Origin of the sequence: Yersinia aldovae ATCC 35236 (assembly GCF_000173735.1) — a bacterium.
Lineage (GTDB): Bacteria > Pseudomonadota > Gammaproteobacteria > Enterobacterales > Enterobacteriaceae > Yersinia > Yersinia aldovae.
This window is the reverse complement of the sequence record NZ_ACCB01000033.1, coordinates 20,137-44,839: the sequence shown is the minus strand read 5'-3', so window position 1 is coordinate 44,839 and position 24,703 is coordinate 20,137. Positions and strand designations below refer to the sequence as shown.

The following is a 24,703-nucleotide window of genomic DNA, read 5'->3' as shown; positions in this document are numbered from 1 at the left end:
TTTTATGGCTGTGATGGGTTCATTTGAAGCCAGCTACAAATAAATTCTGCAATTTGTTCAGGTTGATTAATATCTAATTGCTCCACAGTGATATCTATCGGTTTATCACTTGCCAAAGCAATAACATATTTATCAATCAAATCTGCGTAAGGCTTACCTACTGCCTCTCTATAAAGGGCAATTTTATTGATTGGTTCGTGCTTAAAACCCTCAACCAAAATCAGATCGATAGTTGAAGCGTCTAACCTGCTGGCAAGATAGTGAAGATCCAACGGTTTTTGCTCTGGCGTTTCTGTCATTAATGCCCAGCGGTAATCGCTAGCAACCAGGGTTTGGTGTGCACCCGCCTTACGCAACTCATAACTATCCTTACCTGGCGTATCAATATCCATATTGTGATGGGTATGCTTGATGAGGCCGACTCGAATTTGGCGCTGCTGTAATAAGGGGATCAGACTTTTGAGTAGTGTGGTTTTTCCTGTACCGCTATAGGCCGCTATCCCTAATAGCGGTGGTGTTTTACGGCTCATAACTCCCCTCTTTTACTCTGTTCCCATAAGTCACAGTCTGCAGGAGTATTCAGGTTACTGAATTGGTCTTTTTGCCCGCGAAACATTACGGGCTGAGCATTGATTCTCTCCATAAATATCATTAGCTTGCGATCGCCTTTTGCCAAATATTCTGCCAGAAGTGGTTTCAGACTAACATGCATGAGTACCAGTGTAGGGTGTGCCCGCTCACCATCGTAAACATAAGCTGCCAGAGCTTGCTGTTTTCCTTGCCAAAGTTGGGACACTAAATTGTCTGGCAGCGTAGGGACGTCGCAGGGAGCAAAAATAACCCATTCTGTAGCTGAATGGCTTAACCCTGAATGTATGCCTGCCAGTGGGCCGACAAAGCCGGTAATGATGTCGCTGATGACTGGAATGCCACTGTGTTGATAGAGAGCTTGGTTACGATTAGCATTAATCAGTAAATCTTCAACTTGAGGTTTTAGTTTATCGATTACATGTTGATACAGCGGTTTTCCATGAAGATATATTAATCCTTTATCATTTCCGCCCATTCTAGATGAACGGCCTCCCGCAAGAATAACGCCTGTAATATTAGGCCGCATTTCTATCACTCTCCTGTATTAAGCTAGCCTTAGAATTGTATCTTCAAATAGGTAAAGGGGTCAGGATTTACTTTTATTGACAATAGGCTCTCTTTCCCTAGGTGAGTATCCCTGTTACTTTACTTGCATATTTTTTGAATAGGATAACGTTGCTATGAAATGTCATCGTGTTAATGAACTGATTGAGCTTTTACATCCAGCCTGGCAGCAAGAACCCGATTTAAATCTGGTACAGTTTTTACAAAAGCTGTCAGATGAGGCTGGTTTTGAAGGTGAATTCTCAGATCTCACGGACGATATTCTTATTTATCATCTGAAAATGCGTGGTTCAGAATCAACAGAAGTGATACCTGGCCTCAAAAAAGATTATGAAGAGGATTTCAAAACAGCACTATTGCGTGCCCGTGGCATTATTAAAGATTAGTCATACTCCTGTCTGCGTAGATAGGGGCTTTAATGATACTATTTCTTATTCCCAGCAAGCCGCTGTCACTTATATAGACTGAATGTTGTTATGAACAGCTCTGCTTTTAATTTTCAGACATTGTCTCCAGACCTGATTATGGATGCCCTTGAAGCGGTTGGGTTACGAGTGGATTCAGGGTTAACTGCGCTTAACAGTTACGAGAACCGCGTCTACCAGTTTATGGATGAAGACCGTAGACGGTATGTGGTGAAGTTTTATCGCCCTGAGCGTTGGAGCCGTGAGCAAATTGTCGAGGAGCAGCGCTTCTCGCTTGATTTGGCTGAGTCGGAGATCCCCGTCGTCGCCCCATTGCAGTTAAATGGTGAAGCTTTGCATAATCATGGTGGTTTTTTCTTTGCCGTGTTCCCAAGTGTGGGTGGACGCCAGTATGAAATAGATAACCTTGATCAATTGGAGTGGGTCGGGCGCTTTCTCGGCAGAATCCATCAGGTGGGGAGTGATGGGATTTTTATTGCCCGTCCAACGATGGGGGTTGAAGAATATCTGACCGAACCTCGTGAGTTGCTGGCCAATAGTGTATTAGTGCCGGCGAAACAGAAAAATAAATTTCTGGCTGCAACTGATTTATTGATTGCTACCATTAAGCAGTATTGGCATACCGATTGGCAGTCTTTGCGGTTACATGGTGATTGCCACCCCGGTAATATTTTGTGGCGTGACGGGCCAATGTTTGTCGATTTAGATGACGCCAGAAATGGCCCGGCGGTTCAGGATTTATGGATGTTATTACACGGTGAGCGCCGCGAGCAATTAATCCAGTTGGATATCTTGCTGGAAGCTTATGGCGAGTTTGCTGATTTTGATCAGCGTGAGCTTGCACTGATTGAACCTTTACGCGCGATGCGGATGGTTTATTACCTTGCATGGGTCGCCAGACGTTGGCAGGATCCGGCATTTCCTAAGAGTTTTCCGTGGATGGCGGAGTCTGATTTTTGGTTACAACAGACTGCACTTTTCACTGAACAGGTTAAGCTGTTGCAGGCACCCCCTTTGCAGCTGATGCCAATGTACTAAAGCTAAGATAATGGAGATTTTTATTGTATGAAAAATGTATGGTTAGCGCTTGTTGGCATGGTGATGGCATTCAGTGTCTCTGCCGGACAATTTAAAGATGGCACCCAGTACCAGACGTTAAATAAACCCATCACAGGTGAGCCTCAGGTTTTAGAGTTTTTCTCTTTCTATTGCCCACACTGCTATCAGTTTGAGGAAGTTTATCATGTACCTCAGGCGGTAAAAAAAGCGTTGCCAGAAGGGACTAAGATGACTCGCTATCATGTTGAGTTCCTGGGGCCGCTAGGTAAGCAGCTGACCCAAGCCTGGGCTGTTGCGATGGCATTGGGTGTTGAGGAAAAAGTGACGCCACTGATGTTTGAAGGCGTACAGAAAACACAAACCATACAAACCCCTGATGATATTCGTAATGTCTTCATCAAGGCGGGTATTAGTGGTGAGGACTATGATTCAGCATTGAATAGCTTTGTGGTTAAATCATTGGTTGTTCAACAAGTAAAAGCGGCTGAAGATCTGCAATTACGTGGCGTTCCAGCGATGTTTGTTAATGGCAAATATATGATTAAAAATGATGGCATGGATACCAGCTCAATGGATGCTTATGTCAAACAGTATGCGGACGTTGTTAAGTTCCTGCTAACTCAGAAATAATGATATGAAAGAGGAGCTGGTTTTTTGCCTGCTCCTCTTTGTCTTATCTTAATCCGTTCCCGATATTTCAATTCACCTATTCTCCTTACTATCAAATCATCATCTTATCTAATGTGACAGTAATGCCTCGTGTGCCGATTAGATATTTATTTCAGAGCTATTTTTGGTGAAACCATCTATTTAAGTGATAGGTAAATGGTGTTATTTGTGTCGCTAAAATGACAAATAAGGGTCGTAGAAAGTAATAAAAAGGTGGGTGATTTTTCTCTGCCTTAAAGTAAATTTATTAACCTTATTGTAGTAACTGAATAAGTAATATCCACAAATCAGATAAAGAAATAATGACAAAGAAATAAAGAAACAATAATCGTAACACCATGATTAAACTAATTTAAAATATTGCATTATAGGAAATAACTTAGAAGATATAAATTCTACACGTTTTTACACACAAAGTTATCCACAGGTTAGATCTTAGGGGTCTTCATGTAAAATGTTCTCTTTTGCACAAGAATGGACGCTAAGATTCGTCTCTTGGCGTCAGCTATGGCATTCTTAGCGTCAGACCTTGCTGAATAAAGATGAAGAAACTCTATGGCCCAGATTGCAGAAAACCCATTGATCCTTGTTGACGGTTCCTCTTACCTCTACCGCGCTTACCATGCTTTTCCACCACTGACCAACAGCAGTGGCGAGCCAACGGGTGCGATGTATGGTGTATTGAACATGTTGCGCAGTTTGCTGCTGCAATATCGTCCAAGCCATGTGGCCGTGGTATTTGATGCTAAAGGCAAAACGTTTCGTGATGAACTTTTCGCGGAATATAAGTCCCATCGCCCACCGATGCCGGATGATTTGCGTGCGCAGATTGAGCCTCTTCATCAAATGGTTAAAGCAATGGGGCTACCTTTATTAGTGGTTTCCGGCGTTGAGGCCGACGACGTTATTGGTACGCTGGCGCAAGAAGCTGAAAAAGCAGGTCATGCGGTATTAATCAGTACCGGTGATAAAGATATGGCGCAATTAGTTACGCCAAATATCACTCTAATCAATACGATGAATAACGCCATTTTGGGGCCGCAGGAAGTGTGCGATAAATATGGCGTTCCTCCTGAACTGATTATTGATTTTCTCGCCTTGATGGGGGACTCATCCGATAATATTCCGGGTGTTCCGGGGGTCGGTGAAAAGACAGCTCAGGCTTTATTACAAGGTTTGGGTGGGCTGGATACGTTGTTCAGTCATTTAGATAAAATATCTACATTGACATTCCGTGGCGCTAAAACGATGTCCGCTAAATTGGAGCAGAATAAAGATGTAGCTTATCTCTCCTACCAATTAGCAACCATCAAAACGGATGTTGAACTGGATATTACCTGTGACCAGCTAACGGTTTCATCACCCGATAATGAACAACTGCTTCAGTTATTTAGCCGTTATGAGTTCAAACGCTGGTTAGTGGATGTGGAAGCCGGTAAGTGGCTGGACGGCAAAAAGGAGCGACCAACGGGTCAAACCAGCAATAAGTCGTTTGTTGCTGCGGAATCTGCCCCTGCGGTGGAAGTGACAGCGGTGTTATCACAAGAGAACTACCACACTATTTTGGATGAAAAATCCTTAATGGAGTGGATTGAGCGGCTTAAAAAAGCAGAGGTTTTCGCTTTTGATACTGAAACTGACGGTCTTGACACCCTCAGCAGCAATTTGATTGGTATGTCATTTGCTGTTGCACCAGGTGAGGCGGCTTATTTGCCATTGGCTCATGATTATCTGGATGCGCCAGCACAGCTTGATAGAAACTGGGTTTTAGCCACCTTAAAACCCCTGTTGGAAAATGAGAAAGCCTTAAAAGTCGGGCAGAACCTCAAGTTTGATCAAAGTATGTTGGCACGTTATGGCATTGAGCTGCGCGGTATCGCTTTCGATACCATGTTGGAGTCTTATGTTTTAGACAGTGTTGCTGGCCGCCATGATATGGACAGCCTTGCTGAACGTTACCTCAACCATAAAACCATTACTTTTGAAGAGATCGCCGGTAAAGGCAAAAACCAGCTAACCTTCAATCAGATAGCCTTAGAACAAGCTGGCCCGTATGCCGCAGAAGACGCGGACGTTACGCTTCAATTGCATCTGGTATTGTGGCCGAAGTTACAGCAGAGTGAAGGGCTGAAGCGGGTATTTCAGGAAATCGAAATGCCGCTGTTACCAATATTGTCGCGTATCGAGCGAACCGGTGTATTGATTGACCAGAATATATTGGCTGCACATTCAAAAGAGCTGACTATCCGCCTGGATGAGTTAGAAAAGCAAGCTCATGAATTGGCTGAAGAGCCATTCAATCTCGCCTCGCCAAAGCAGTTACAGGTCATTTTGTATGAAAAACAAAAACTGCCTATTTTGAAAAAAACCCCAGGTGGTGCGGCTTCAACCAACGAAGAAGTGCTGGCTGAGCTGGCGCTGGATTACCCTTTACCGAAAGTGATTCTTGAATATCGCGGTTTGGCTAAACTGAAAAGTACCTATACCGACAAGCTACCGCTGATGATTAACCCGGTTTCAGGGCGAGTCCATACCTCGTATCATCAGGCAGTTACTGCTACCGGGCGTTTATCTTCCCGAGATCCTAACCTGCAAAATATTCCTGTACGTAATGAAGAAGGGCGTCGTATTCGTCAGGCTTTTATTGCGCCCAAAGGTTATCGCATTATGGCGGCTGACTATTCGCAGATTGAACTGCGTATCATGGCGCACCTGTCGCAGGATAAAGGGTTATTGGCGGCATTTGCCGCTGGCAAGGATATCCACCGCGCAACTGCGGCTGAAGTCTTCGGGATGCCGTTAGAGAGTGTGACCAACGAACAGCGTCGCAGTGCTAAAGCGATTAACTTTGGCCTAATTTATGGCATGAGTGCATTTGGTTTGGCGCGGCAGTTGAATATCCCGCGTGGCGAAGCACAGCGCTATATGGATCTCTACTTTGAACGCTATCCGGGGGGGCTGGAATATATGGAGCGCACTCGCAAGCAAGCTGCTGAGCAGGGTTATGTCACCACACTGGATGGTCGCCGCCTCTATCTGCCTGATATTCACTCACGAAATGCTAACCGCCGCAAAGCCGCTGAGCGCGAAGCGATCAATGCCCCGATGCAAGGGACGGCTGCTGATATTATCAAGCGAGCGATGATTGCAGTCGATGCCTGGTTACAACAGGAACCGGAGCCGTTGGTGCGGGTTATCATGCAGGTACACGATGAACTGGTATTTGAAGTTCATGAAAGTGTGTTGGAAAGCGCTGAACAGAAAATCCGTGATTTGATGGAGCAGAGTATGCAATTGGCGGTGCCATTAAAGGTTGATGTCGGTGTGGGTTATAACTGGGATCAAGCTCACTAGTTGTATGGGTAAGTGGCGATAATTAAAGCATTTTATGTAATTAAGCTACATTTTAACGCGATTGTGGTGGGAAGATGGGCGCTGAATCGTGACAACTTGTGTAACTATACAACAAAAAATTCTTTTGCCCTGCGAAAAAATGATGTAGAGTTACAGATGTAGGGTACAGAGGTAAGATGTTCTATCTTTCAAACCTTTTACTTCACGTAATCGGATTTGGCTATATATTAGCCGCCCCAGTCATTTATTGACTGGGGCGTTTTTTATTGGGCTTTTGCGGGCAAGATATGCGTGAGACAGCCCTTGCGGGCTGCTGATTACAATGAACTACTCGCCTTCGTCGTCATGCTCATCAGCCATGACTTCCGGTGGGATCTCGCTAAACCAGGTATCCAGTTTTTCCCGCAATTTATCGACACCAATCTTTTTCGGTGATGAGAATGCTTCCACCTGAATATCGCCCATAAAAGGAATAATGGCTTCTCGCACCATGTTCAATTGTGCCTTGCGGGCACCAGAGGCCAGCTTATCGGCTTTGGTCAGTAAGAGAAGAACCGGCGTGCCGACCGCGACCGCCCAGGTAATCATCTGCTGGTCTAAATCTTTCAGCGGATGGCGAATATCCATCAATACAACCAAACCTTTCAGGCAGTTACGCTTTTGCAAATACTCACCCAAGGCACGCTGCCACTTGAGTTTCATCTCTTCCGGAACTTCGGCATAACCGTATCCTGGTAAGTCGACCAGACGGATACCATCAACCACTTCAAATAAGTTGATCAGCTGAGTACGGCCAGGAGTCTTACTGGTTCTGGCCAGACCTTTCTGGTTAGTTAACGTATTGAGTGCGCTCGACTTACCGGCGTTTGAACGGCCAGCGAATGCCACCTCAATACCTTCATCGCGTGGCAAATGACGGATGTCCGGAGCACTGATGACGAAGTGGGTCATATGATAGTTATAGTTTCTGATAGTCAAAATTTGTCGTCTCCGTGAGAGATAGCTTACATCCGGCGATTATAACTGCATCAGGGTCAAAAAAGGGGGTTTATCTTTTCGCGAATTTTTGATGGCTTTTCTGCGTCAAATTACAGTTTTGTGAGTTGGCGGTCATTGTAGAGCAAAGGAATGTCCTATTATTGAATAATTGTTAAGGAAAGCTTTATATAATTTAGTTGTTATTCTTAACCCTTATTGTTGTTTTTTGTTTTATTTTTTTAAATAAAAACAACATGATATATAGGTTTCTATCAGTGCGGGATGTGCTGGCAAGGAGCGCTATCACTTAGGATGAGGGGCTTATGCTTAAGAAGCGTGATGGATTACGATGAGTCAGGGACAACGGTCGGAGTGCTGTGCGAATCGCCTTCAGGGTAGGAGGGATGGCAAGGATGACGTATTGCAGGAGGGAGAAACCAGGATGTTACGTAAGTGCAGGGAGTGCGCTGTAAGGATATCCTTCCGCAGAAGGTGCGAAAAAAGGCGACAGGTTAATCTGCCGCCTTTTTTCTTTCTCTTCTTTCTGCTAGATTCCGGCCCAATCCTATACTCAAAAAATTTCAAGATGCAGAACGGCGGCAAGCGAGAGAGAAATCCTGCCAGGAGCAGAGATTTGAACGCTGCTTGTGGCGACCTCGTAGAGGTATCGCCAACACATCTGCAACTTGAAAGATGACAGGTATATACTAAATCCGATCCCACACTCATTTACCCATTTAAGAGCACAGGTTATGAAGCAGCCAAACAAAGCACCACACGCCAATATTGCGGCCCCGAAGAAAGGTACCGCGACACCAAAGCGTATTAAAAAGACCCGTGTAGAGCTTGATATTGAAGCCCGTGAGCGTAAACGTCAGAAGAAACACAGTGGTAATCGCTCAGGTGCCAGAACTAACGTCGATGAGAGTAATAAGAAGGGCCAGAACCAGACTCAAGAAAAAGATCCACGTATTGGTAGTAAAGTGCCTGTACCACTGGTGGTTGAGAGTAAGGTTAAAGCTAAGCCAACCCCTAAGCCGGTAGCTAAAGTTGAAGCCAAGCCACGTCTGACACCGGAAGAAGAGTTGTCCAAGCTAGAAAACGATGAGCGTCTGGATGGATTGCTGGATAAGCTTGATAATGACGAAGTCTTGAGCAAAGAAGATCAGGCGTATGTTGATTCGACATTGGATCGTATTGATACCCTGATGGAGAAATTGGGTATTGAGTTGGGCGACGATGAAGACGACGAAAAGCCAGAAGAGAAACAGGAAGATATCTTACAGTTACTGAAACGCGGTAATCCAAAAGACGCATTCTAAGTTATGGATTGGGTGATCCCGATAATAGCCTTACTACTTACATGTTATCTAGTGTGGTTATTGGGTAAACTATGGCGGCTGTCGCAACGGAAATCACGGTTGCGCGGTGCTACTGCGGCCAGACAACGAAAACTTCTGCCCTTTCACCGGCCGGGTAGGCGAAAAAATCGGAAGGAATGAGTATGTCTGAGCACGCTATGTCTGAAAACGCGATAGTTTGGGATCTGTCCCTGATTCAAAAGTATAATTATTCAGGGCCGCGTTACACTTCGTATCCAACAGCCCTTGAATTTAGTGAAAATTACAACGAAACCGCTTTTCAGCAGGCGGTGAAGTGCTACCCGCTGCGGCCATTGTCGCTGTATGTGCATATCCCGTTTTGCCATAAGCTTTGCTACTTCTGCGGTTGTAATAAGCTGGTGACGCGTCAGCAACATAAAGCAGATGAATATCTGGCGGTTCTGGAAAAAGAGATCCGTCAGCGTGCGGCATTATTTGTCGGGCGTCAGGTCAGCCAGATGCACTGGGGTGGCGGTACGCCCACCTATCTGAATAAAACACAAATTACTCATTTGATGAATCTGCTGCGTGAGAACTTTGATTTTCTGCCCGGTGCGGAGCAGTCAATTGAGGTCGATCCGCGTGAAATTGAGCTGGATGTGCTGGATCATCTACATGCTGAAGGGTTTAACCGCCTGAGCATGGGAGTGCAGGATTTCAATAAAGAGGTCCAGCGCTTGGTGAATCGCGAGCAGGATGAAGACTTTATCTTCGCCTTAATTGCGCGTGCCAAAGCCCTTGGCTTTAATTCAACTAATATTGATTTGATTTATGGTTTGCCAAAACAGACGCCAGAGAGCTTTGCTTTTACCCTAAAGCGGGTAGCCGAGTTAAATCCTGATCGCCTGAGCGTGTTTAATTACGCCCATTTGCCAAGCTTGTTTGCCGCTCAACGTAAAATTAAAGATGCGGATCTGCCGAGCGCTGAACAGCGGCTGGATATTTTGCAGCATACCATCAGCTTCTTAACCGAATCCGGCTATCAGTTTATCGGGATGGATCACTTCGCTCGGCCAGATGATGAGCTAGCTGTTGCCCAGCGGGAAGGGAAATTACACCGTAATTTCCAAGGCTATACCACGCAGGGCGAGAGCGATCTGCTCGGTTTGGGTGTTTCTGCTATCAGTATGTTGGGTGACAGTTACGCGCAGAATGAAAAAGATCTGAAAACCTACTATACCTGCGTGGAACAACGTGGCAATGCGTTGTGGCGTGGCCTGGCGATGACCGAAGATGATTGCTTGCGCCGTGATGTGATTAAAACACTGATTTGTAATTTCCAAATCAGCTATCAGCCGGTTGAACAGCAGTATGGTATTAATTTCGCGGATTATTTTGTTGAAGATTTTGCGCTGTTAGCGCCATTCGAACAAGACGGGCTGGTGGTGCGGGATGATAAGGGCATTCGGGTGACACCGCGTGGGCGCTTACTCATTCGTAATATCTGTATGTGCTTTGATATCTATTTACGCAAACAGGCGCGTAAGCAGCAATTTTCCCGCGTGATCTGATCATGCTCCCCTCAGCGGTGATAATCGCCGTGAGGGGAATTCTAATGTCAGAATTACTCCATTCCTAACTCTTTTAGCTTTCGAGTCAACGTGTTCCGGCCCCAACCTAACAAGCGCGCAGCTTCCTGCTTATGGCCCTGAGTATGGCGCAATGCGGTGGTTAGCAGCGTGCGCTCCATCTCGGGCTGGGCTTCAGACAACAAATCCTGATGACCTGACCGTAATGCGTGATCCGCCCATTGTGCCAACAGTGTGGCCCAGCTGTCTGGTGTGCGTTGGCCAGCAACCTCTGGGGCACTGGTTTCAAACAGTTCGGAAGGCAGATCCTGCACCAGCACTTCTTGCCCTGCCGCCATCACAGTTAGCCAGCGGCAGGTATTTTCCAACTGGCGCACGTTACCCTGCCAGGGCAGGCGGGTTAATGCGACTTCAGTGTCAGGATGCAGGATTTTGGCCTCCACCCCCAGCTCTTTGGCGGCCACTTGCAAGAAGTAACGCGCCAGACGCGGAATATCTTCACGGCGTTCACGCAGTGGCGGCAAATGCACCCGAATCACATTCAGACGATGGAATAAATCCTCGCGGAATTTCCCCTCCTGAACCCGAAGCTCCAGATTCTGGTGGGTCGCGGCAATGATGCGCACATCCACCTTGACTGGCGCATAACCGCCAACCCGATAAAACTGCCCATCCGCCAGCACCCGTAGCAGACGGGTTTGCACATCCAGCGGCATATCACCGATTTCATCCAAAAACAGTGTGCCGCCGTCAGCTTGTTCAAAGCGGCCCTGACGCACCTGATTGGCCCCGGTAAACGCGCCTTTTTCATGGCCGAACAGCTCAGATTCAATCAAATCTTTTGGAATAGCCGCCATATTCAGCGCGATAAACGGCGCTTTGGCCCGCGGGCTATGGCGATGTAAGGCATGTGCGACCAACTCTTTACCGGTACCGGATTCGCCATTAATCAGTACGCTGATCGAGGAGCGTGACAAGCGGCCAATGATGCGAAAAACATCCTGCATTGCCGGTGCTTCGCCGATGATATCCGCAGTTGGGCCGCTGGCCGGTTGTGTGCGTGCCGGTTGCTGTTGTTCCTGATAATGACTGATAGCCCGCTCAACCAGCGCGACCGCCTCGTCAATATCAAAAGGTTTAGGCAGATAATCAAACGCCCCCTGTTGATAGGCGCTGACCGCAGCATCCAAATCAGAATGGGCGGTCATTATGATGACCGGGAGCATCGGATGGCGCTGTTTGATCTGCTTGAGCAGGGCTAATCCATCCATGCCGGGCATGCGAATATCGGATAACAATACATCCGGCGTTTGCGTCGCCAGTGCATCCAACACCTGATTGCCACTCTCGAATGTTGTACAGTTCAGGCCCGCTCCAGTCAGTGCGCGTTCAAGCACCCAGCGGATGGAGCTATCGTCATCGACGATCCAGACTATCCCTCGTTGCATAGAAACCTCACTGGCGAATAGGCAGGTAGACCGAGAATTCGGTGTGCCCTGGCCAACTGTTAAATTCAATTTTACCCGAATGCTGATCGATAAGACTGCGGGCAATCGACAGGCCAAGGCCGGTGCCACCTTCGCGACCACTGACCATCGGATAGAACACGGTATCTTGTAATTGCGTCGGTACACCAGGGCCGTTATCTTCAATATCGATGCGGGCGCTCAAACGGTAGCGCAGACCGTGCAGTGTTATCTGAAAAGCAGTACGGGTACGCAGTGTAATGGTGCCGCCAGCGTCACCCAGAGCCTGTAATGCATTGCGGGTGATATTGAGCAGCACTTGTTCAATTTGGTCGGGGTCGTGCGCCAGCTCTGGCAGGCTGGGGTCGTAATCACGGATTAATATCACGTTATCCGGTTTTTCCAGCGAGACTAATTGGCAAACTCGCTCCGCCACCTGATGAATACTTTGCGTAACATGCAAACCGGGGCGCTGTGGCCCTAACAGGCGATCAACCAGATTCCGCAGGCGATCGGCTTGCTCGATGATCACTTTGGTATATTCCAGCAATGCCGGATCAGGCAGTGCTTTTGACAATAATTGTGCCGCACCACGCAGGCCGCCAAGCGGGTTTTTAATCTCATGAGCCAGCCCTCGCACCAAGTCACGCGCGGCAACTTGCTGAGCATGTTGCAACTGCTCTTGGCTTAATCGGCGTTGATTATCCATCGGTGCCATTTCCATCAGCACAAACCCCTCCGGCAGCGACTGCGCCGTCAGAGAGAGAATATGTGCGCGACCATCAACGACTAATGTCACTTCATTATCGGTAAAACCTTGCCCCGCAATCAGGCTTTCCCGCATTAAGTCAATATTGAGGGAAAAATAACCTAATAAATCGGGCAGGGGTGTACCAAAAAGTTTACGGGAACTTTGCGCCAGAAGTTGCTGCGCAGCGGGATTGGCATAATGTATAGCCAAATCATCATCTAATAGAAGAATACTATTGATGAGAGAATTAAGTATCTGCCCAGCATCGGGCAGCGTGCCTGTTGCCATTACGCAGACTCCTGCACATGTTTGGTGCAATTATGCCCTTTTTACTTGAATTATTTAGGGCACATACTTGTGGGCATATCCTAATCGGTTCAGTTGTAACTGAGCCAGAGGAATGATGACGAAAACGAAATGTGGGGAAAAAAGCCCATCCGGAGATGGGCCAAAAGTTTCCACGGCAACAACCCGTCATCTTTCAAGTTGTAGGTGTGTTGGCTGCTCTTACTCACCCTGCGGGTCAGCGCTTACCGCCTTCCTATACCTTGAAATCTATTGGGTAAAATACAATTAAACGCTGTAGTACAGTTCGAACTCCACTGGGTGCGGAGTCATACGAACGCGGTCCATTTCTTCTTTACGCAGTTCAATATAAGCATCGATAGCGTCGTCAGTGAACACGCCACCACGGGTCAGGAACTCGCGGTCTTCGTTCAGTGCAGCCATAGCTTCGTCCAGTGAACCTGCAACTTTTGGAATTTCAGCTTCTTCTTCCGGTGGCAAGTCATACAGGTTTTTGTCCATCGCATCACCAGGGTGAATCTTGTTGATGATGCCATCAAGGCCAGCCATCAGCAGTGCGGCGAAGCACAGGTATGGGTTAGCCGCAGGGTCTGGGAAGCGCGCTTCAATACGACGCGCTTTCGGGCTGGCAACCACAGGGATACGGATAGAAGCTGAACGGTTACGGGCAGAATAAGCCAGCATGACCGGTGCTTCATAACCTGGGACCAAACGCTTGTAAGAGTTGGTGGTTGGGTTGGCTAAGGCATTGATTGCTTTAGCATGTTTGATGATGCCACCGATGTAGAATAGTGCCATTTCAGACAGGCCAGCGTATTTATCGCCGGCGAACAAGTTAGTGCCATTTTTGGACAAAGACATATGGCAGTGCATACCTGAACCGTTATCACCGAACATCGGTTTTGGCATGAAAGTCGCCGTTTTACCGAATGCGTGTGCCACGTTGTGCACTACATATTTGTAAATCTGAATTTCATCGGCTTTTTTGGTCATGGTATTGAAGCGAGTAGCCACTTCGTTCTGACCGGCGGTTGCCACTTCGTGGTGATGCGCTTCGACGACCAGGCCCATTTCTTCCATAGTCAGACACATGGTAGAACGCAAGTCCTGTGAAGAATCGACCGGAGGAACCGGGAAGTAACCGCCTTTCACTGCCGGACGGTGGCCTTTGTTGCCGCCTTCGTATTTGGTGCTGGAGTTCCATGCGCCTTCGATGTCATCGATAGAGACGTGGGAGCCACGGATGCTGCTACCAAAACGAACATCGTCAAACAGGAAGAATTCTGGTTCTGGCCCAAACAGCACGGTATCTGCGATACCTGAAGATTTCAGGAACTCTTCTGCGCGTTTTGAGATTGAACGTGGGTCGCGATCATAGCCTTGCAGGGTACCTGGCTCAAGAATGTCACAACGGATAATCAGTGTGGAGTCTTCGAAGAACGGATCCATAACCGCGGTGCTGGCATCTGGCATCAGTACCATGTCGGATTCGTTAATGCCTTTCCAGCCACCAATCGAGGAGCCATCAAACATTTTGCCTTCTTCAAAGAAGTCAGCGTTGACCTGATGAGCAGGAATAGTGATGTGCTGCTCTTTCCCTTTGGTATCGGTAAAGCGCAAATCAACAAATTTCACTTCGTGCTCATTCAGCATCGTCAAAACATGTTCAGCGGACATACTTATATCTCCTGGATTTGTCATAGTCGTCGTGGAACGATTATCGTTTTATCCCCTTCGAACTTAAAGTTGCAGGGTTGTTAGCTGCGTTCACTCACCCAAATCACTTACCTAAGTAAGCTCATTGGGATTCATTCATTTGCTGCCTACCTGCAACACCAATTTCTTTGGGTATATATATAGTGTTCAGTTATTCATGCTAAACTGCGTCATAAAATCTATTGCGAAATCTATGCCAACTTTCCAAACGCCCCGTTTATGCCATATCATAGGGGTCTGCTGATAGTCAGTATGCACCAGGATAGTTATATTGCACTATTTTGGTGCTTCATTTGCGCCGTTGGGCACTGTATTGGTGCAAAAGTGGGCCAAGAGGCTGTTTTTGCACCGTGAAAGGGATCACAAACACACCGCCGTCAGGTTGTTTATAAGAGAAGTTTGTGATCTTGTTTAGTCCCTCGCTTAATACGTGTACAATAGCGCGCTATTTCTAAATGCCTGAGGCAAAAAAGCTGTGATCGAGAATCTGCGTAACATCGCCATTATTGCGCACGTTGACCATGGGAAAACTACCCTGGTCGATAAGTTGCTACAACAATCTGGTACGTTCGGTGAACGTGCTGAAGCAACTGAACGTGTAATGGACTCCAACGATTTGGAGAAAGAGCGTGGGATAACCATCCTCGCGAAAAATACCGCCATTAACTGGAAAGACTACCGCATCAACATCGTGGATACCCCAGGACACGCCGATTTCGGTGGTGAGGTTGAGCGTGTAATGTCTATGGTTGACTCTGTGCTGCTGGTCGTCGACGCAATGGATGGCCCGATGCCGCAGACCCGTTTCGTGACCAAAAAAGCCTTTGCTCATGGTCTGAAACCAATCGTGGTTATCAACAAAGTTGACCGTCCGGGCGCGCGTCCTGATTGGGTTGTCGATCAGGTGTTCGACCTGTTCGTAAACCTGGATGCAACCGACGAACAACTGGACTTCCCTATCATTTACGCATCAGCATTGATGGGTATTGCGGGTGAAGATCACAATGATATGTCGGCAGACATGACTCCGCTGTATCAGGCAATTGTCGACCATGTGCCTGCGCCAGACGTAGACAGCTCTGGTCCGTTGCAGATGCAAATCTCCCAGTTGGATTACAACAACTACGTAGGCGTAATCGGCATTGGCCGTATCAAACGTGGTGTTGTGAAACCTAACCAACAAGTGACCGTTATCGATAGCGAAGGCAAGACCCGCAACGGTAAAGTCGCTAAAGTGCTGGGCCACATGGGTCTGGAGCGTATCGAAGCGACTATGGCTGAAGCTGGCGACATCGTGGCTATCACCGGTCTGGGCGAGTTGAACATCTCTGACACTATCTGCGATGTTAATGCTGTTGAAGCTTTACCAGCACTGTCTGTAGATGAACCAACCGTTACCATGTATTTCTGCGTTAACACCTCTCCGTTCTGTGGTAAAGAAGGCAAGTACGTGACTTCACGTCAGATCCTTGACCGCCTGAACAAAGAGTTGATCCATAACGTAGCACTGCGTGTTGAAGAAACTGAAGATGCTGATGCATTCCGCGTATCTGGCCGTGGTGAACTTCACCTGTCGGTTCTGATCGAAAACATGCGTCGCGAAGGTTTCGAACTGGCTGTATCTCGCCCTAAAGTTATCAACCGTGTTATTGACGGTCGCAATCAAGAACCGTTTGAAAGCGTAACTTTGGATATCGAAGAGCAGCACCAGGGCGCAGTAATGCAAGCTATGGGCGAGCGTAAAGGTGACGTGAAGGACATGGTTCCAGACGGCAAAGGTCGTATCCGTCTGGATTATATGATCCCAAGCCGTGGCTTGATTGGCTTCCGTACTGAATTCATGACTATGACTTCTGGTACTGGCCTGCTGTACTCCACATTCAGTCACTACGATGATGTGCGTCCGGGCGAGATCGGTCAACGTCAAAACGGCGTACTGATCTCTAACGGTCAGGGCAAAGCTGTCGCATTCGCATTGTACAAACTGCAAGACCGCGGCAAGCTGTTTATTGGTCACGCGACTGAAGTGTATGAAGGCCAGATCATCGGTATTCACTCACGTTCTAACGACCTGACTGTAAACTGCCTGACCGGTAAGCAACTGACCAACATGCGTGCATCCGGTACTGACGAAGCAACCACTCTGGTTCCTTTCTTGAAGAAAACGCTGGAACAGGCACTGGAATTCATCGATGACGATGAATTGGTAGAAGTTACCCCGCAATCAATTCGTATCCGTAAGCGTCACCTGACGGAAAACGATCGTAAGCGTGCAGGTCGTGGTCCTAAAGAAGGTTAATTCTTCTTGGTACTGCTGATACTTAGGGCGCGAAAAGCGCCCTGAGTTCTATCCCCTTCGTCCTTGAAGCTGCAACTGTGTTAGCTTCGCTCACTCACCCGAATCACTTACCTGTGTAAGCTCATCGGGATGAATTCACTTGCCGCCTTGTTGCAACTCCAATGTCTTTGGGGATACTTTTTATTTTTTTCCGCTGCGGTAAAATATTATTTTTCCTGACTGACCCCTCCTTTTTCTTCCTCTCTCTGTTCAGCTTTCTTTTTTCCCGTTACAGTGAAACTCACCATCTAATTGGGAGAGCGCTATGCTGTATATCTTTGATCTAGGGAATGTGATTGTTGATATCGACTTTAAACGCGTTTTGGGTGTCTGGAGTAAGTTAAGCAGTGTTCCGCTGGCGACATTGAGCGAACGCTTTACTATGGGCGAAGTATTCCAGCAGCATGAACGAGGGGAAATCAGTGATGAGGACTTTGCGCGTCAGCTCAGTGATGAGATGGGGCTATCCCTAAGCTTTGAACAGTTTGCTGAAGGCTGGCAGGCGGTATTTGTCGCGTTGCGACCGGAAGTCGTCGCGATTATGCATAAACTGCGTGAGGAAGGGCATCGCGTTGTGGTGTTATCTAATACCAATCGCCTGCATTGCAATTACTGGCCACAGCACTTCCCTGAAGTTGCTGCCGCCGCTGACCACATGTATTTGTCGCAGGATTTGGGGATGCGTAAACCGGAAGCCAGAATCTATCAACATGTACTCCATGCTGAAAATGTTCCGCCAGAGCAGGCTGTATTCTTTGATGATATTGAAGCAAATATTGTTGCCGCCAGAATTGAAGGTATGACCGCTATTCATGTCACTGACCGAAAGGTTATTCCTGCTTATTTTTCCTGATAAGTTCTTTCTCCTGACGTTAATGGGTTAGCCTTAAACATCACGCTGGCCCATAACCGAGTCTAAACACCGGTATTGACTGAGAGATAAACATGGCGAGTTTTCTGCGTTTTCGCTTATCTGCGTCTTTAAAACCCTTCATTACGTTCGGACGAATGCTTTACACCCGAATTGATAAAGACGGGTTAACCATGCTGGCTGGGCATTTGGCCTATGTATCATTGCTTTCTTTGGTGCCATTGGTAACGGTGATCTTCGCCTTGTTCGCTGCTTTTCCAATGTTTGCTGATATCAGCATAAAATTGAAAGCCTTCATCTTTGCCAATTTTATGCCTGCTACCGGTGACATTATCCAAAATTATCTTGAGCAGTTTGTCGCAAACTCAAATCGGATGACCGTTGTGGGGACTTGCGGCCTGATTGTCACTGCGTTACTGCTGATTTACTCAGTGGACAGCGTGCTCAATATTATCTGGCGCAGTAAAACTCAGCGTTCACTGGTATTTTCATTTGCGGTTTACTGGATGGTTCTCACACTGGGGCCGATTCTGGTGGGGGCCAGCATGGTCATCAGCTCATATCTGTTGTCATTGCACTGGCTGGCTAATGCGCAAGTGGGTAGCATGATTGATGAGGTGTTGCGAGTATTCCCTCTGCTGATTTCCTGGCTCTCTTTTTGGTTGCTATATAGTGTGGTACCCACAGTGCGGGTGCCCGCACGCGATGCATTTATTGGGGCACTGGTTGCGGCGTTACTATTTGAATTGGGTAAGAAAGCGTTCACGATGTATATCACGTTGTTTCCCTCTTATCAGTTGATTTACGGGGTGTTGGCTGTTATCCCGATTTTATTCCTCTGGGTTTACTGGAGTTGGTGCATTGTGTTGTTGGGCGCGGAAATTACCGTAACGCTGAGTGAATATCGCACCGAACGCTATCAAGTAAAAACTGCGGAAAGCCGGAGTCAGGAGATATAAAGCATTATGATTGCATTGATTCAACGAGCGCTGAACGCAAGTGTCATGGTTGGCGGGAATGTCGTCGGTGAAATTGGCCCAGGATTGTTGATATTACTGGGTGTTGAGCAAGATGATACTGAGCAAAAAGCGCAGCGTTTATGTGATCGGGTGCTGGGGTATCGGATTTTTGGTGATGAGAATGACAAAATGAATCTCAACGTCCAGCAGGCTGGTGGGAGTGTGCTGGTGGTTTCGCAATTTACACTGGTGGCCGATACGCAAAAAGGTATGAGACCGAGCTTTTCTCGCGGTGCTATTCCCGCAGAAGCTGACAGACTTTATCAGTATTTTGTTGCTCAGTGCCGCGAGCGTGGTGTAAAAACGGAAACGGGATTATTTGCCGCAGACATGAAAGTTAGCCTGGTAAATGATGGTCCGGTGACGTTTTGGTTGCAGGTATAGGGATAAACTCAGTCACTTGGGCTATGAAATATCCCCATCGCCCTTCAATATTCCGGGGTGTTGACTGCTTTTGCTCATCTTCAGTTACTGAATTATCTAAGTTCCTGGGGATAGGCTTTATTGATAATTTTAAAGAGAGATCGCTTCTATGTATCACTTGCGTGTACCCACAACAGAACAAGAACTCAAAGATTATTATCAATTTCGTTGGGAAATGCTACGCAAGCCGCTACACCAACCGATTGGCTCCGAAAAGGATGCTTATGACGCAATGGCCCATCACCAAATGGTGGTAGATGAACAGGGTAAACCTGTTGCCATTGGCCGTTTATATATCAATGCTGATAATGAGGCCGCCATTCGCTTTCTGGCGGTGGATCCGTCTGTTCGTGATAAAGGGTTAGGGACGTTGGTCGCCATGACGTTAGAGTCGGTGGCGCGGCAGGAAGGCGTGAAGCGCGTAGTGTGTAGTGCGCGCGAAGATGCGGTAGATTTCTTCGCCAAGTTAGGTTTTGTGAGTCAGGGCGAGATTACGGCCCCGCAAACCACGCCAGTGCGCCACTTCCTAATGATCAAACCGGTAGTCACGATGGATGATATCTTGCATCGCCCTGATTGGTGTGGCCAGCTGCAGCAAGCCTGGTATGACCATATTCCGCTCAGTGAAAAAATGGGGGTGCGCATTAGCCAATATACCGGCCAGCGTTTCGTGACCACCATGCCGGAGGCGGGTAATCAGAATCCTCATCACACCTTATTCGCTGGCAGCCTTTTTTCCTTAGCTACCCTGACTGGCTGGGGGTTGATATGGTTATTGCTGCGCGAGCGTCACTTGGGGGGCACGATTATTCTTGCTGATGCCCATATTCGCTACAGCTCGCCAGTTACCGGGCGGCCAAGAGCCGTTGCCGAACTCAGTTCTTTAAGTGGCGATTTGGATCGTCTGGCCCGTGGCCGCCGTGCCCGCGTGCAGTTAGACGTTAACCTATTTGGGGATGAAAATCAGGGGGCTGTCTTTGAAGGTACTTATATGGTGCTGCCTGTTGCCGCCGAAGAGCATACGGTGAGTTAATTAAATCTCGCTTGTCTAGCCCGCTCTTATTATATAATATGAGCGGATGCCATTCCATTCTAGTTGTTATTTTAATAAATTTTAAAATTTTCTTTCTTAATTTTTTCTATAAACTGCATTTCAATGCTTAGATATTCTACAGACTATATGCAGTCTATGGCAGTAACTACTGGTTATATTAAATCTATTACATTTAAAATGAGTAATTAATGCACTGGACGATAGTGGGTAATCGTTATTTAATAAACTAACAGTTGCTGTTAATTACACAACACAATTAACGTTTGAATTTATTATTAAATGACTAACTATAAGTTAATCGGATTTTAGCTGATGTATCCAAGGCATAATAGATCATGCTATAACTTTATAGGAGTAAATTAAAATGAATAAGGATTGGCATAAACAAGATATTTTAGCGGCTATACGGAAAGAAAAAGGTTCTCTTTCAGCATTATCAAGAGAGAATGGGTTGTCGCCAAGTACATTATCAAATGCATTGACACGCCCGTGGCCAAAAGGTGAAATGATTATTGCAGATGCAATTGGAATATCTCCCCAAGAAATATGGCCAAGCCGGTTCACCGATTATAGAGGGCGTATAATCATCAGAAGATTAAGGAAAAACTAAACGTAATAAGGAGAATACAATGGAAAAATATTATTAGACTCGCTTGAAGCATTAATTCGGTTTTGGGATAACAGTTCAGAGCCTTGGGCGGTAAAAGATAATCAGTCAAAGTATATCTATGGTAATCCTAGATTATATAAATTATTAGCTTTACCTAATCAATATAGTTTGGAAGGGCGATTAGATGGTGAGTTACCTACACCAATATCAGAATTTCAGGCTGAGTTTCAACTGCATGACCGCAAGGTTGAACTATTACAGGATCGTATCACCTCAGTTGATATACAGTTATATGATGGGTGTTCATATTTCACACCTTTCTTTTTTGATAAATACCCATTAATAGATGAAAATGGCGTATCACAAGGTGTTATTTGTCATGGAAGGCCAGTGCAAGATATAGTGTTAGCCCGTATAAGTAAAATAAAAGTACCCACAACACTTCTTTTCACACCGCCATCAGATACATTCACAAACAGAGAGTGGGAGGTGTTGTTTTATATTTTACATGCCATCCCAAGCAGTGAAATTGCTAAAAATCTTCATTTATCATCACGTACAGTCTGTAATATAACTCAAAGCATCTATAGCAAGGCGGGTGTTACCAGTAAAAATCAGATCATAGAATATTGTTGTGAGAATAAAATCAATAATTATGTGCCACAAAGCTTTTTCGAGTATTCAGGTTCATTCCCACTTGCAGAATAAGTGCGGATAAAACTTAAGGAGGAAACAGCAATGGAGAAAACACTATCAAATTCACTTGAGGTATTAATCCGGTTTTGGGAGCACAGTTCAGAGCCTTGGGAGATAAAAGATAACCAATCACGATATGTTTACGCAAATCATAGATTCAACAAATTTTTAGACTTACCTGATAAATACAGTGTCGAAGGGCGGTTTGATGGTGAACTTCCCACCCCAATCGCAAAATTTCAGGATGAATTTCAGCGACAAGATCGTCAGGTGGAGCAATTACAAGACCGTATAACCTCGGTTGAGATACATTTACTTAATGGACTTTCCTATTTAACGGCTTATTTCTGCGATAAATATCCATTAATAGATGAAAACGGTGTGTCCCAAGGGGTGATTTGCCATGCCAGACCAGTGAACGATATAGTCTTAGCTCATTTGAATAAAATAAAAACCCCTGGCTCACTGGTCTTTACCCCGCCATCACAATTATTTACTAAAAGAGAGTGGGAAGTCTTGTTTTATATTTCACATCACTTCTCCAGCACTGAAATTTCTAAGAAGATACATTTATCACCTCGATCAGTCGATAATATAATCCAAAATATCTATAGGAAGGCCGGTGTTACCAGTAAAAAACAGGTTATCGAATATTGTTATGAGCAGAAAATTAATAATTATATACCACAAAGTTTTTTTGAATGTTCAGGTTCCTTTTCACTTATATGAGAGGGGGCGTTTAAGGAGAAAACGGCAATGGAAAAAAAACTATCAAATGCACTTGAAGTATTTATACATTTTTGGGAGCACAGTTCAGATCCTTGGGTGGTAAGAGATAACCAATCAAGATTTGTTTATTCGAATCCTAGAAATCATAAATTATTAGGCTTACCGGATAATTATAGTTTGGAAGGGCGGTTAGATGGAGAAATGCCTACACCAATGGCGGAATTTCAGGATGAGTGGCAAGAGCATGACCGTAAGGTGGAGTTATTACAAGACCGCATAACAACAGTTGAAATACATGTATGGGATGGGAGTTCTCACCTTCAGCCTTACTTTTGCGATAAGTATCCGTTAATCGATGAAAATGGTGTATCTCAGGGGGTTATTTGCCATGTTAGACCAATACAAGACATAATTTTAGCTCATTTGAATAAGATAAAAGTACCGACCTCACTTATCTTTACTCCGCCATCGGAGTTATTCACCCAAAGAGAATGGGAAGTCCTTTTTTATATATTACATGCTTTCTCAAGTTCAGATATTGCTAAAAAACTCCATTTATCACCCCGCTCAGTGTGCAATATCACCCAAAATATCTACCGGAAGGCCGATGTTACCAGTAAAAAACAGGTTATCGAATACTGTTATGAGAAAAAGATTAATAATTATATACCTCAAAGCTTTTTCGAATATTCAGGTTCTTTTCCCCTTGCTGGGTAAAAGAGTTTAAAATTAAGGAGAAAGTATCAATGGAAAAAACACTATCAAACTCACTTGAAATATTAATCCGGTTTTGGGAAAAAAGTTCAGAACCTTGGGGGATAAAAGATAATCAATCCAGGTTTATTTATGCAAACCATCGATTTAATAAATTTTTAGACCTACCTGACAAATACAACGTCGAAGGGCGATTTGATGGTGAACTTCCTACCCCAATCGCAGAGTTTCAGGATGAATTTCAGCGGCAAGATCGTCAGGTGGAGTTATTACAAGACTGTATGACCTCGGTTGAAATACATTTTCTTGATGGACTTTCCTATTGCACCGCTGCTTTCTGTGATAAATACCCTTTAATCGATGAGAGCGGCGTATCTCAAGGGGTTATGTGTCATAACAGACCGGTACACGATATAATGTTAACCCGATTAAATAAGATAAGCGTGCCCACCTCACTGGTATTTACTCCGCCATCACAGTTATTCACCAAAAGAGAGTGGGAAGTGTTATTTTATATTTTACATCACTTCTCCAGCAACGAAATTTCTAAGAAGGTTCATTTATCGTCCCGGTCTGTGTGCAATATCACCCAAAATATCTACCGGAAGGCCGATGTTACCAGTAAAAAACAGGTTATCGAATACTGTTATGAGAAAAAGATTCATAATTATATACCTCAAAGCTTTTTCGAATATTCAGGTTATTTTCCCCTTACTGGGTAAAAGAGTTTAAAATTAAGGAGAAAGTATCAATGGAAAAAACATTATCAAACTCACTTGAAGTATTAATCCGGTTTTGGGAAAAAAGTTCAGAACCTTGGGCAATAAAAGATAATCAATCAAGGTTTATTTATGCAAATAGTAGAGTTTATAAATTATTTAACTTACCTGATACATATAGCTTAGAAGGTCGGTTAGATGGTGAGATTCCTACACCATCAGCAGATTTCCAGGATGAGTTTCAACAACAGGATCGTCGAGTCGAACTATCACAAGATCGTATAACATCAGTAGATATTCAGTTATACGATGGACGTTCATATTTCACACCTTATTTAAGTGATAAATACCCTTTAATTGATGAGGATGGTATATCCCAAGGGGTAATTTGTCATAGCAGACCGCTGCACGATATAATTTTAACCCGATTAAATAAGATAAACGTGCCCACCTCACTGGTATTCACTCCCCCATCACAGCTATTCACCAAAAGAGAGTGGGAAGTGTTATTTTATATTTTACATCACTTCTCCAGTAACGAAATTGCTAAGAAGATTCATTTATCGTCCCGGTCTGTGTGCAATATAACCCAAAATATCTACCGGAAGGCCGGTGTTACCAGTAAAAAACAGATTATCGAATATTGTCATGAGCAGAAGATTCATAATTATGTACCACAAAGCTTTTTCGAATATTCAGGTTATTTTCCACTTGCAGGATGAAATAGTTTAAAGTTAAGG

At 45.5% G+C, this 24,703-nt stretch carries 23 protein-coding genes and 1 pseudogene; 18 read left to right on the top strand and 6 right to left on the bottom strand.

Going from position 1 to position 24,703, the window contains the following annotated elements; translation table 11 throughout:
• Nucleotides 1-2 precede the first annotated feature (2 nt).
• On the bottom strand, nt 3-530 hold the full coding sequence (mobB, locus tag YALDO0001_RS14725; RefSeq protein WP_042547331.1) for a molybdopterin-guanine dinucleotide biosynthesis protein MobB: 528 nt from the start codon (nt 528-530) through the stop codon (nt 3-5).
• On the bottom strand, nt 527-1,117 hold the full coding sequence (gene mobA / locus YALDO0001_RS14720) for a molybdenum cofactor guanylyltransferase MobA (protein ID WP_042840172.1): 591 nt from the start codon (nt 1,115-1,117) through the stop codon (nt 527-529). Before mobA ends, mobB begins: the two co-directional genes overlap by 4 nt.
• A gap of 154 nt (nt 1,118-1,271) precedes the next feature.
• On the opposite strand from mobA, the gene YALDO0001_RS14715 reads away from it, so the two are divergent.
• The 5 genes and pseudogenes from YALDO0001_RS14715 to spfP form a co-directional block, all read left to right on the top strand.
• Nucleotides 1,272-1,541 (top strand): YihD family protein, encoded by a 270-nt coding sequence (locus YALDO0001_RS14715; RefSeq protein ID WP_004704220.1) that lies wholly within the window; start codon nt 1,272-1,274, stop codon nt 1,539-1,541.
• A 90-nt stretch (nt 1,542-1,631) separates the two neighbouring features.
• On the top strand, nt 1,632-2,618 hold the full coding sequence (locus YALDO0001_RS14710; RefSeq protein WP_004704219.1) for a serine/threonine protein kinase: 987 nt from the start codon (nt 1,632-1,634) through the stop codon (nt 2,616-2,618).
• A gap of 27 nt (nt 2,619-2,645) precedes the next feature.
• Nucleotides 2,646-3,269: a thiol:disulfide interchange protein DsbA gene (dsbA, locus tag YALDO0001_RS14705; RefSeq protein ID WP_004704218.1), complete on the top strand. Its 624-nt coding sequence runs from the start codon at nt 2,646-2,648 to the stop codon at nt 3,267-3,269.
• A 594-nt stretch (nt 3,270-3,863) separates the two neighbouring features.
• Entirely contained in the window at nt 3,864-6,662 is a 2,799-nt protein-coding gene (gene polA, locus YALDO0001_RS14700) for a DNA polymerase I (RefSeq protein ID WP_004704217.1), read from the top strand.
• 176 nt (nt 6,663-6,838) lie between these two features.
• Nucleotides 6,839-6,883, top strand: a pseudogene (spfP, locus tag YALDO0001_RS22660) (small protein SpfP); the annotation flags it as partial.
• Between the two features lie 106 nt (nt 6,884-6,989).
• Here spfP and yihA read toward each other — a convergent pair.
• Entirely contained in the window at nt 6,990-7,640 is a 651-nt protein-coding gene (yihA, locus tag YALDO0001_RS14695; RefSeq protein ID WP_042547327.1) for a ribosome biogenesis GTP-binding protein YihA/YsxC, read from the bottom strand.
• Nucleotides 7,641-8,392: 752 nt separating this feature from the next.
• On the opposite strand from yihA, the gene yihI reads away from it, so the two are divergent.
• Complete coding sequence (yihI, locus tag YALDO0001_RS14685) at nt 8,393-8,962, top strand: Der GTPase-activating protein YihI (protein ID WP_004704215.1); 570 nt, start codon at nt 8,393-8,395, stop codon at nt 8,960-8,962.
• A gap of 197 nt (nt 8,963-9,159) precedes the next feature.
• Nucleotides 9,160-10,533, top strand: coding sequence for an oxygen-independent coproporphyrinogen III oxidase (gene hemN, locus YALDO0001_RS14680; protein WP_042840173.1), 1,374 nt, complete (start codon nt 9,160-9,162; stop codon nt 10,531-10,533).
• Nucleotides 10,534-10,586: 53 nt separating this feature from the next.
• Here the strand turns inward: hemN and glnG are convergent, their stop codons facing one another.
• The 3 genes from glnG to glnA form a co-directional block, all read right to left on the bottom strand.
• Complete coding sequence (gene glnG, locus YALDO0001_RS14675) at nt 10,587-11,999, bottom strand: nitrogen regulation protein NR(I) (protein WP_004704213.1); 1,413 nt, start codon at nt 11,997-11,999, stop codon at nt 10,587-10,589.
• A gap of 7 nt (nt 12,000-12,006) precedes the next feature.
• A complete protein-coding gene (gene glnL, locus YALDO0001_RS14670) occupies nt 12,007-13,056 on the bottom strand; it encodes a nitrogen regulation protein NR(II) (protein WP_004704212.1) in 1,050 nt (349 codons plus the stop codon).
• Nucleotides 13,057-13,341: 285 nt separating this feature from the next.
• The gene (gene glnA / locus YALDO0001_RS14665) at nt 13,342-14,751 is read right to left on the bottom strand and encodes a glutamate--ammonia ligase (RefSeq protein WP_004704211.1); all 1,410 of its coding nucleotides are present in this window, start codon (nt 14,749-14,751) and stop codon (nt 13,342-13,344) included.
• Between the two features lie 514 nt (nt 14,752-15,265).
• On the opposite strand from glnA, the gene typA reads away from it, so the two are divergent.
• The 11 genes from typA (at nt 15,266) to YALDO0001_RS14615 (ending at nt 24,685) form a co-directional block, all read left to right on the top strand.
• On the top strand, nt 15,266-17,089 hold the full coding sequence (gene typA, locus YALDO0001_RS14660) for a ribosome-dependent GTPase TypA (protein WP_004704210.1): 1,824 nt from the start codon (nt 15,266-15,268) through the stop codon (nt 17,087-17,089).
• A gap of 304 nt (nt 17,090-17,393) precedes the next feature.
• Nucleotides 17,394-17,981, top strand: a complete 588-nt coding sequence (yihX, locus tag YALDO0001_RS14655; protein ID WP_004704209.1) for a glucose-1-phosphatase — start codon at nt 17,394-17,396, stop codon at nt 17,979-17,981.
• A 92-nt stretch (nt 17,982-18,073) separates the two neighbouring features.
• Nucleotides 18,074-18,958, top strand: coding sequence for a virulence factor BrkB family protein (locus YALDO0001_RS14650; protein WP_042840169.1), 885 nt, complete (start codon nt 18,074-18,076; stop codon nt 18,956-18,958).
• A 6-nt stretch (nt 18,959-18,964) separates the two neighbouring features.
• On the top strand, nt 18,965-19,402 hold the full coding sequence (dtd, locus tag YALDO0001_RS14645) for a D-aminoacyl-tRNA deacylase (RefSeq protein ID WP_004704207.1): 438 nt from the start codon (nt 18,965-18,967) through the stop codon (nt 19,400-19,402).
• Between the two features lie 148 nt (nt 19,403-19,550).
• Complete coding sequence (gene fabY / locus YALDO0001_RS14640) at nt 19,551-20,474, top strand: fatty acid biosynthesis protein FabY (RefSeq protein ID WP_004704206.1); 924 nt, start codon at nt 19,551-19,553, stop codon at nt 20,472-20,474.
• Between the two features lie 385 nt (nt 20,475-20,859).
• Nucleotides 20,860-21,105 (top strand): helix-turn-helix domain-containing protein, encoded by a 246-nt coding sequence (locus YALDO0001_RS20305; protein ID WP_071986415.1) that lies wholly within the window; start codon nt 20,860-20,862, stop codon nt 21,103-21,105.
• A 27-nt stretch (nt 21,106-21,132) separates the two neighbouring features.
• Nucleotides 21,133-21,813 (top strand): helix-turn-helix transcriptional regulator, encoded by a 681-nt coding sequence (locus YALDO0001_RS14635; RefSeq protein ID WP_042840168.1) that lies wholly within the window; start codon nt 21,133-21,135, stop codon nt 21,811-21,813.
• Between the two features lie 30 nt (nt 21,814-21,843).
• The gene (locus YALDO0001_RS14630) at nt 21,844-22,530 is read left to right on the top strand and encodes a helix-turn-helix transcriptional regulator (RefSeq protein WP_004704204.1); all 687 of its coding nucleotides are present in this window, start codon (nt 21,844-21,846) and stop codon (nt 22,528-22,530) included.
• A 27-nt stretch (nt 22,531-22,557) separates the two neighbouring features.
• On the top strand, nt 22,558-23,247 hold the full coding sequence (locus YALDO0001_RS14625; RefSeq protein ID WP_004704203.1) for a helix-turn-helix transcriptional regulator: 690 nt from the start codon (nt 22,558-22,560) through the stop codon (nt 23,245-23,247).
• Between the two features lie 29 nt (nt 23,248-23,276).
• Nucleotides 23,277-23,966 carry a helix-turn-helix transcriptional regulator gene (locus YALDO0001_RS14620; RefSeq protein WP_004704202.1) on the top strand — a complete coding sequence of 230 codons (690 nt, stop codon included), beginning with the start codon at nt 23,277-23,279 and terminating at the stop codon, nt 23,964-23,966.
• Nucleotides 23,967-23,995: 29 nt separating this feature from the next.
• A complete protein-coding gene (locus YALDO0001_RS14615) occupies nt 23,996-24,685 on the top strand; it encodes a helix-turn-helix transcriptional regulator (protein WP_004704201.1) in 690 nt (229 codons plus the stop codon).
• Nucleotides 24,686-24,703 lie beyond the last annotated feature (18 nt).

Excerpts from the sequence above, each read along its gene's own strand:
- yihI (WP_004704215.1), top strand. The coding sequence starts at position 8,393 with ATGAAGCAGCCAAACAAAGCACCACACGCCAATATTGCGGCCCCGAAG.
- YALDO0001_RS14620 (WP_004704202.1), top strand. The coding sequence starts at position 23,277 with ATGGAAAAAACACTATCAAACTCACTTGAAATATTAATCCGGTTTTGG.
- glnA (WP_004704211.1), bottom strand. The coding sequence starts at position 14,751 with ATGTCCGCTGAACATGTTTTGACGATGCTGAATGAGCACGAAGTGAAA.
- YALDO0001_RS20305 (WP_071986415.1), top strand. The coding sequence starts at position 20,860 with ATGAATAAGGATTGGCATAAACAAGATATTTTAGCGGCTATACGGAAA.
- mobA (WP_042840172.1), bottom strand. The coding sequence starts at position 1,117 with ATGCGGCCTAATATTACAGGCGTTATTCTTGCGGGAGGCCGTTCATCT.
- dtd (WP_004704207.1), top strand. The coding sequence starts at position 18,965 with ATGATTGCATTGATTCAACGAGCGCTGAACGCAAGTGTCATGGTTGGC.
- dsbA (WP_004704218.1), top strand. The coding sequence starts at position 2,646 with ATGAAAAATGTATGGTTAGCGCTTGTTGGCATGGTGATGGCATTCAGT.
- YALDO0001_RS14710 (WP_004704219.1), top strand. The coding sequence starts at position 1,632 with ATGAACAGCTCTGCTTTTAATTTTCAGACATTGTCTCCAGACCTGATT.
- YALDO0001_RS14630 (WP_004704204.1), top strand. The coding sequence starts at position 21,844 with ATGGAGAAAACACTATCAAATTCACTTGAGGTATTAATCCGGTTTTGG.
- yihX (WP_004704209.1), top strand. The coding sequence starts at position 17,394 with ATGCTGTATATCTTTGATCTAGGGAATGTGATTGTTGATATCGACTTT.
- glnG (WP_004704213.1), bottom strand. The coding sequence starts at position 11,999 with ATGCAACGAGGGATAGTCTGGATCGTCGATGACGATAGCTCCATCCGC.
- hemN (WP_042840173.1), top strand. The coding sequence starts at position 9,160 with ATGTCTGAAAACGCGATAGTTTGGGATCTGTCCCTGATTCAAAAGTAT.
- YALDO0001_RS14615 (WP_004704201.1), top strand. The coding sequence starts at position 23,996 with ATGGAAAAAACATTATCAAACTCACTTGAAGTATTAATCCGGTTTTGG.
- glnL (WP_004704212.1), bottom strand. The coding sequence starts at position 13,056 with ATGGCAACAGGCACGCTGCCCGATGCTGGGCAGATACTTAATTCTCTC.
- mobB (WP_042547331.1), bottom strand. The coding sequence starts at position 530 with ATGAGCCGTAAAACACCACCGCTATTAGGGATAGCGGCCTATAGCGGT.
- polA (WP_004704217.1), top strand. The coding sequence starts at position 3,864 with ATGGCCCAGATTGCAGAAAACCCATTGATCCTTGTTGACGGTTCCTCT.
- YALDO0001_RS14715 (WP_004704220.1), top strand. The coding sequence starts at position 1,272 with ATGAAATGTCATCGTGTTAATGAACTGATTGAGCTTTTACATCCAGCC.
- YALDO0001_RS14625 (WP_004704203.1), top strand. The coding sequence starts at position 22,558 with ATGGAAAAAAAACTATCAAATGCACTTGAAGTATTTATACATTTTTGG.
- YALDO0001_RS14650 (WP_042840169.1), top strand. The coding sequence starts at position 18,074 with ATGGCGAGTTTTCTGCGTTTTCGCTTATCTGCGTCTTTAAAACCCTTC.
- fabY (WP_004704206.1), top strand. The coding sequence starts at position 19,551 with ATGTATCACTTGCGTGTACCCACAACAGAACAAGAACTCAAAGATTAT.